The sequence below is a fragment of the Spongiivirga sp. MCCC 1A20706 genome (assembly GCF_046524175.1).
Lineage (GTDB): Bacteria > Bacteroidota > Bacteroidia > Flavobacteriales > Flavobacteriaceae > Spongiivirga.
The window spans coordinates 1-8,166 of sequence record NZ_JBEFZF010000013.1; the positions used below are offsets into that span (position 1 = coordinate 1).

Below are 8,166 nucleotides of genomic sequence, written 5' to 3' on the forward strand. Positions count from 1 at the left end.
TATCTACACTATAAGTCAAATCAGTATCTGCCGTACAGTTATCAGTACTACCATTGTTGATATCGCTTGTTGTGATGGTGGCTGTATTGTTAGCATCTAAGGTCAGGGTGATATCCTGAGTGGTGACTGTTGGTGCTAAGGTGTCTTCAACTGTTACCGTTGCTGTTGCGGTACTAGTGATGCTGCCTTGTGTGGCTGTTAGGGTGACAGTATTGGTTCCGAGATTTGAACAATCAAAGGTATCGATATCCAAGCTTAATGTTGGATTACTGTTACAACCACTATTAGAACCATTATCGACATCTTGCGGGGTGATGGTCACTGATCCATTGGCATCTAACTGCACTGTAATATCCTGCGCAATAGCAGTCAGTGGTTGGTTCGGGTCTTCTTCTACGGTCACGACTGCAGTGGCTGTAGCTGAATTGCCAGAAGTATCTGTGACCGTTAGCGTCACGGTATTCGTTCCTAAATCTGAACAGGTGAAACTGGTTTGATCTAATGTCAATGTGTCCACTGCACAATTATCTGATGAACCATTATCGATCTGTTGTGGGGTGATACTGGCTTGTCCTGAAGCATCTAACTGTACCGTGATATCCTGGGCGATGGCTGTTGGAGCTACTGTTTCTGTTACCGTTACCGTGGTGGTTGATGAGCCTACATTGCCTTCGTTATCCGTCACCGTCAATGTTACAGTATTGGCCCCGATATTCGAACAATCAAATGAGGTGATATCCAATGTTCTTGTTGCAATCCCACAATTATCGGCACTACCATTATCAACGTCAGTTGGGGTAATGCTAGCCTGACCATTACTGTCTAGCTGTACTGTAATGACTTGAGGGATTACACTTGGAGGAATCGTGTCTTCTACCGTTACAATGGCTGTGGCTGTTTCGGTATTAGGGCCTTCAGTGACCGTCAGCGTCACTGTATTCTGTCCGATGTTGGAACAATCAAAAGTGGTGGTGTCCAAACTTAAACTGATGTTCCCACATCCACTGCCTGAACCATTATCGACGTCTTGTGGGGTAATGGTAGCTTGTCCGTTAACATCCAGTTGTACCGTAATATCTTGGGCAATGGCTGTTAAAGGTTGATTGTCCTCCACTGTTACTATGGCTGTGGCGGTGTCGGTGTTACCCGAGGTGTCTTCTATCGTTAGCGTTACATTATTTTGGCCTAAATCAGCACATGTAAATACACTAGGAAACGTGCTTAACCTAACAATCCCACAATTATCACTAGACCCATTTTCAATATCAGCAACGGCAACGTTTATTTGGCCCGTTGTGTCTAATTGTACAGTAATGTTTCTAGCTACAGCGATTGGGTTAATAGTATCTTCAACTGTTACTGCAACCGTCGTTGTGCTTATATTGTTATTAGTGTCCGTTACTGTAAGTACCACCTCATTAACTCCTAAATCAGCACAACTATATGATGTTTTACTGGCTACAATACTGGCGATTCCACAATTATCAGTACTACCATTGTCAATATCGGAAGCGATAATACTCGCTTGTCCTGAAGCATCTAATTGTATGGTAATATCCTGACCTAAAACCGTAGGGTTTACATTATCAACTGTTGTCACTATTACTTGAGCGGCAGCCGCATTCGGTCGATTCGTCGTATCTAACATTGAATTTGAGGGAACGTCAATCGTAATATCGATAGCACAGATAGAGGTTGGGGTAATTAAGGCCGTATACTCACTGGCAGTAACTGAAACAAAATTACTGGCAGTGGCATTGGTCAGTACAATATCACTTATATCAAACCCCGTTACATCTCGATCGATATTAAAAGTAACCGCAAACGGATCTGAAGTCGTTGTTGGTGCATTAGAAATTGTGACTACCGGACCACAATTTTCCGAATAACTAGCAGTCGCATCCTTATTAAATCGTGTATTGGTTGCTGCGGTAGCGGCATCATCAACATTAATACACTCCAGATTGGCATTCATTCTTGCGTCTAAAAACAAATTGGTGCCAGCCGTATTACCCGTCTTGATGTCTAAATAGGTAAGAGCATTATTACTACAATCTAAGTATCTTAGTCCTGGACTATTTGATAAATCAATAAAACCAATCGAATTGTTCTGACATTCAACATCTTGCAAAGCGATGTTTGATGTAAAATCTAATACCGAGATATTATTGTTTCTACAATTAAAATCATCTAATGCAGCTAGACCTGAAATATCAAGGCTTGCTAAACTATTATCATAGCAATACAATTGCCTTATGGTAGTATTTGATGAGGGGAGTATTAAACTCGTTAGATTGTTATCATAACACTCCACATCAACCAGTGCATTATTTAATGATAAATCAAGACTGGTAATATTCTGTCCAATACAACTCAATAGCGTGAGCTGTGGGTTGTTCGAAACATCTAAAGAGGTAAGCGCATTTGAACCACAACCAAGCTCTTCTAAATCACTTAATGCACTCACATCAAGACTGGTCAATCCATTACCTTCTATATAAAGTCTTTTTAAGGCAGTATTTTGTGAAACATCCAATTGGGTCAATCCCGTACTACCTCCAATTCCCAACTCTTCCAACAAAATATTATTGGAAACATCGATAAATGTCAAGTTCCCATTAATACTAAGTCGGGTTAATGAAGTAAAAAATTCTATTCCTGTTGCATCCGTAATGGGTGCCACTGAGAAAAGGGTTAAGTTTGTAGGTACTAAAGCTTCACTTTCCTGAATCTCACCATCATTATTGGTATCGACCCCTTGGGCGATGACTGCTGCTTTCATATTAGGGTCGGGGAAATTGATATTGTAGTTACAGAAGGTGGAGTAACTTGCAGTAGCATCTATGGTGTAAAAAATGTTACTATTTGCTGTGGTCACATCGGACACCTCAATACAGCTTAGACCTGGGTTGTTGGTCGCTACTAAAGAACCGTTGCTCATATCGGCACCAGGTCCGTTGTTGATTTTTAACTGCACCAAACTATTATTTGAACAATCTAGTTGACTTAAGAATTCATAGCCGGTCACATCTAAAGCGGTTAGATTGTTATTTCGAACTATAAGATTACCCAAAAGTGCGGCACTTGATGGAATAGGCAAAGTAAGAGATGATATACTATTATTTTCACAACTTATTGTATCTAAATCCGTATTATTACTTAAATCCAAACTGGTTAGATTAGTATTATTACATACCAAAAATTTCAATTTGGTATTTAGAGAGAGATCTAATGATGATACATTGGTAAAACCACAAGACAATCCTTCTAAATTTAAGTTAGCACTTAAATCTATAGCACTAATGGGTGAAGCTGCTATGATTAATTCCTCCAGCGCTATGTTAGAGGAGACATCCAAAACGGTTAAATTGTTGACACTTAAAAGTGATAAATTCCTCAAAGAAGTCAGGGAGGATACATCAATAGAACTAATGGAAGTTCTGTTCATATTTAAAATTTCAAGCGACATCTGTGAGGATAGATTTACTGAACTGATTGCATTTGTCTGTAAATCCAATGAAATCAATGATGTAAAGAACGACAATTCAGAAACATCGGTAATACCAGAATTCGCAACACTTAAAGAAGTAGTGACCTGCGCTTCCGCCTGACTGATTTCACCATCATTATTAGTATCTACACCATCAGCAATAATGGCTGCCTTAAAATTGGCGTCATTAAACGTAATGTTTTGAGCATTCGCACCAATACTCAAGCTAAGTAGTAAAAAGAAGAAGATCCTTTTCATATAAAAATTGGTTTAGATTTGTGAACCAAATTTATATGGTTGAAAAGACCCCTATATCACCCTTTAGGGTAGTTTTTACAGTAGGTTTTCTTTATTTGCTTTTTGAACAGCCTTTATATTCGAATTGACTTGAAGCTTTATGTAGATGTTTTTTAAATGGAACTTTATGGTATTCTTGCTGATAAATAGTTTGTCGGCAATTACATCATAACTATTCCCTTCTGCCAATAAAGTCAATACTTCGCGTTCTCTATTTGAAAGTTTGATTTTACTTGGTTTTTTCTGAAAAGAACTGACCACCATTTTAGCAATCTTAATACTCATTGGTGCCCCACCTGAACGGGCCTCTTCCAAAGCATCGACCAACTCTTGCGGTGTTAGTTTTTTCGTTAAATAGCCAGTTGCACCAGCGCAAAGTGCTTCAAAAACTACATCAGAATTTTCATATACGGTTACCATAATAATCTGGCATTGCGGGAGTGCCTTTTTGATTTCCTGAGTGCCTTTTACACCATTCATCCCAGGTAACTCGATATCAATTAAATAGAAATCTGGGCTATCATCTTTAATGTTATTAATTGCATCTTCACAATTATTGTAAACAGCGGCTACAGTAAAGGAATCGGAATCATTGATCACTTCAACAAAACCATCTCTCAAGGGTATATTATCTTCAATGAGTACGACCGTATGTTTCATCATACTAATTTAGTATTTTGATCGTATCAACAAACTACCTTATTAGGCAGTTTTTCCAATAAATGAAACCGTGGTTCCCTTTTTTTCTTCAGAAGTGATCACCAATTGACACCCGATCTTTTCAGCTCTTTTTTTCATGTTTAAAATACCGTTATTCGAGTTCATTTCATCTGCCGTTATACCTATTCCATTATCAGTACAACAAATAGACAATGTATTTTTCTCATAGGTAAAAGTAAGCCTAACCTCAGTACATGCTGAATGTTTTAGGGTATTGGTCATTGTTTCTTTAAAAATATAGATCAATTGCTTACTCCAATAGTAAGGAAGCCGAATGTTTTGGTTAATCTTATTTTCAAGAACAAAGCGTATCCTTGTTTTACTATAAAAATCCTCTCCAAAATCGGATAAATAAGTTACTAATTCTTCAATGTAATCGCTATTACTTTTTAATGAGAAAATAAAATCTCTCGTACCTAAATATAAATCATTTGCATCAGCATTAATTTGTTTCACCTTAGTACTTAATTTCCTGTTGTCATTAGACACTTCTTTATTAATTAAATTAGATAATAAAGAGATGCGGGCTAGTTTATTTCCTAAATCATCATGAAAGTCTTGTGCAATATTCTCTCTTACATGATTCAATTCAGATTCTAATTTTTGTTGGTTTTCAATTGCCTGCTGTAAGACAAGATTTCTCTTTTTAATTTGGCGAAGTCGCTTCATTACAAAAAAAGTGACTAGCGCCAGCATAGTCGTAACTAATGCGAAAACATACAACCATTGTTTGTACCAAGGTAACGTAACATTAAACGTATACGCGGGAGTATAACCCCAAACACCATCCTGTTTTTTTGCGCGCAATTTAAATCGATGTTTTCCGGAATTTAAGGTATCAAAATGCAGTTTTCCTTTTGCATTTTCTATTGCGGTCCATTTGTTTTCATCAATTTTAAATTCAGCTAAAAGGGCATTGGGTCGATTATAGGAAATAATAGTATAATCGAATGACGTATTATTTTGGCTGGAAACTATGCTAGGGGCAGATTGTAGTTTGAGCGGTTTCTGGTTATTTATTAAGGAAATACCTTTGTTACCTCCTATCCAAACCTTATTTCTTGAATCTTCAAACAACACTTCTACGTATGGTGATAAAAGTCCGGTGTTTTCAGTAATGTTTGCAAAATTAGTCCCGTTAAAAACAGAAACTCCTTTTTGTGTTCCAATCCACAAGTGATTTCTATGATCGACTAACATTGTATTGATATGATCATCAACCAATCCATCTTTTGTTTGATAGCGCTTTATTTCATTTTTATTTAGAAGATGTAAGCCTTTTGTTGTTGCAACCCAAAGGCTATCATTACGTTTCACAAACTGTTTAATTTGTTTGCTTGCAAGGGTTTTACCATTGATGCTTTTGTCTTTAAGCGTTTTTGTTTGATAATCGTAATAACTAGGACCGGTGCTAGTTGCAAACCATAGAGTATCTTTAAAAAAAACGGCATCAAGTAATGTTCTATTCTCTTCAATCGAAGTTTTTAACGAAGGTATTTCAAGGCTGTCTGCGTGTATAATTACCCCAATAGAATCCACCTTAAAAGTTCTATATGCAGCAGTCTTTTTCAGAAAAGAATTACGGTCTTTTTCTTCTTCACCCAGAAAATTAACTGCTATTTCTTTATCATTTAATTTAATCAGCTGTTTACTTATTCCTTTTAAATTAAAAACCTGATCTCTTTTTAAATCAACTAACGATGTTAAATGATTGGGTGTTAGCACATATATCTTTTTTTTTAATTCAACGATCCCTTTTATATTGACTTCGGGCAACGCATTTTCATTTAAAAATGAAATGGGTATATCATTTTTGTAAAAACAATATACCCCGTCACCATGGGTTGTGAACCATAGGTTCCCTTCATGATCTTTGAGAATATCAGATATCGGGGATTTGGTTTGTATAATTTTAGAAAAATCAGAAGTTTCATTCTTGGAAATTTCATGTAAATACGCCTTTTTGAATCCGTTATAATCCTTAGCCAACACTAATAACATATCCGCGGAAATTGGTATTATCTTTTCGATAATTCTGTCTTCAATTGCAGCGGTTGTTTCGAGCGTTATTCTGTGATTGTTAAAAAAAAAGAGCGTATCCTTTTGGGTAGCCACGTAGTTCTTATCTGACAATTTTGTAACACTTTGTACAATAGTATTTTTGAAAAATGGAAAGGTTCGTACTAATTTGTTATAGTCAACCACCCTGTAAATGCCTCTGAGTTTTTCTACCTTGTTGGGTAAATGAAAACTACCATTATAAACAATCATCTCATTGTCTAAAAAGCTTAATTTACCGTTAGGCCTTTCATGAGGGTCAGGCTCTTTTAGAACATACGAGTTATTCTCGTTTTTATAAATGACATAATTATTTCTGTTATAGGTCTTTCCATTTTTTACATATAAATAGTTTCCTCTTGAATTCTCAACGAGTACCGTATCGTTCAAAACACTAATGTTATTGAGCTTTTCTAGAGAATCGTTCATTATTTCAGGAATTACTACGGAATCATTCCTAATGATATGAACACCACCTCCCCAAGAAGCTAAGTAGAGATTTCCTTTATCATCTTCATCAATGTCAATAATATAATTGGTACGAAGGCCATTATCGGTATTAAAAATGGTAAAGTCCTGTCCATCAAACTTGGCTAAACCGTTATCAGTTCCGATCCATATGATATCTTTATCGTCTTGAAAAATACCATAGGTAATATCATGAGGCAGACCATTTGCGGTTGTATAATGACTGTAGTATTGTTGCCCAAATAATATTGAGGAGATACAGCATAAAGTAAGTATTAGTTTGGTCTTACCCATGAAATAAAACTACAAAAAAAACAAGCCAACTAAATGGACATTTACTACCCGAATGGGTAGTTTTCAGGATAAGATTGATTAGGTGTTTTTTAATTTTTAAAGTGTTGGCCTCATCTTTATTAAGTGATACTATTAGTTAAAAAAGCAGCATATAACCCAATATGCTGCTTTTTACTACTAATCTAAAAACTCGATGAAGTTTGATCAATAAACCAACCATAATAATCAACTTGTTTCTTTGTACACATTTTCAAATATTTCATGGAGTATTTGATAGTTTTAGTATACCAAATTCAACAGCTAGAACAAGCATACCAATAACGATTAAACTGATGATTAACACCACTAATGGAATGAAATATTTGTTTCTAGAATACTGCATCTCCAAAAATGTAAATAATATATCCTATCCAATACATCAAAGCAATCATAGCTACTATTATTAATAGTATTGATATACTGTCTATTACATTAGAATGAGATGTTTTTTTGTTCATAAATTAAACCTCAATAACACCTCATGTGATCCTCTGCTGTAGTCTCCGATGTTGGTGGTTGATCGGTCATACGCATACCCAAAAGCCATCCACTCTGCCATCTTCACAAAGGCCAGTCCACTCACTGATTCATTCAGTCGGTAGTTCAGTCCTAACTCCACCCGCTTGTAGATATCAAAGGTCCCCGTCAGATCGATCGTCGTCGGACTACCCGATACCAATCGCACCATCGTCGAGGGAGTGAATCGAAGGTTCTCGTTGATTGCTAGATGATAGCCACCCCCTGCAAAGAAGTGCAGCTCATCAGTGGCCTCTGTAGCAATACCCGCCTGCTTCTCAAAG

At 36.6% G+C, this 8,166-nt stretch carries 4 protein-coding genes; all 4 read right to left on the reverse strand.

Translation table 11 applies throughout. The annotated features are described in order from the left end of the window. Window positions 1-3,748 (reverse strand): Ig-like domain-containing protein (locus ABN763_RS18895; RefSeq protein WP_410487068.1); only part of this gene is annotated, 3,748 nt, incomplete at its 3' end. 75 nt (window positions 3,749-3,823) lie between these two features. Continuing rightward, entirely contained in the window at window positions 3,824-4,447 is a 624-nt protein-coding gene (locus tag ABN763_RS18900) for a response regulator (protein ID WP_410487069.1), read from the reverse strand. A 42-nt stretch (window positions 4,448-4,489) separates the two neighbouring features. Then, window positions 4,490-7,327, reverse strand: coding sequence for a two-component regulator propeller domain-containing protein (locus tag ABN763_RS18905; RefSeq protein ID WP_410487070.1), 2,838 nt, complete (start codon window positions 7,325-7,327; stop codon window positions 4,490-4,492). Window positions 7,328-7,820: 493 nt separating this feature from the next. Beyond that, a complete protein-coding gene (locus ABN763_RS18910; protein WP_410487071.1) occupies window positions 7,821-8,147 on the reverse strand; it encodes a type IX secretion system membrane protein PorP/SprF in 327 nt (108 codons plus the stop codon). Window positions 8,148-8,166 lie beyond the last annotated feature (19 nt).

Excerpts from the sequence above, each read along its gene's own strand:
- ABN763_RS18905 (WP_410487070.1), bottom strand. The coding sequence starts at position 7,327 with ATGGGTAAGACCAAACTAATACTTACTTTATGCTGTATCTCCTCAATA.
- ABN763_RS18900 (WP_410487069.1), bottom strand. The coding sequence starts at position 4,447 with ATGAAACATACGGTCGTACTCATTGAAGATAATATACCCTTGAGAGAT.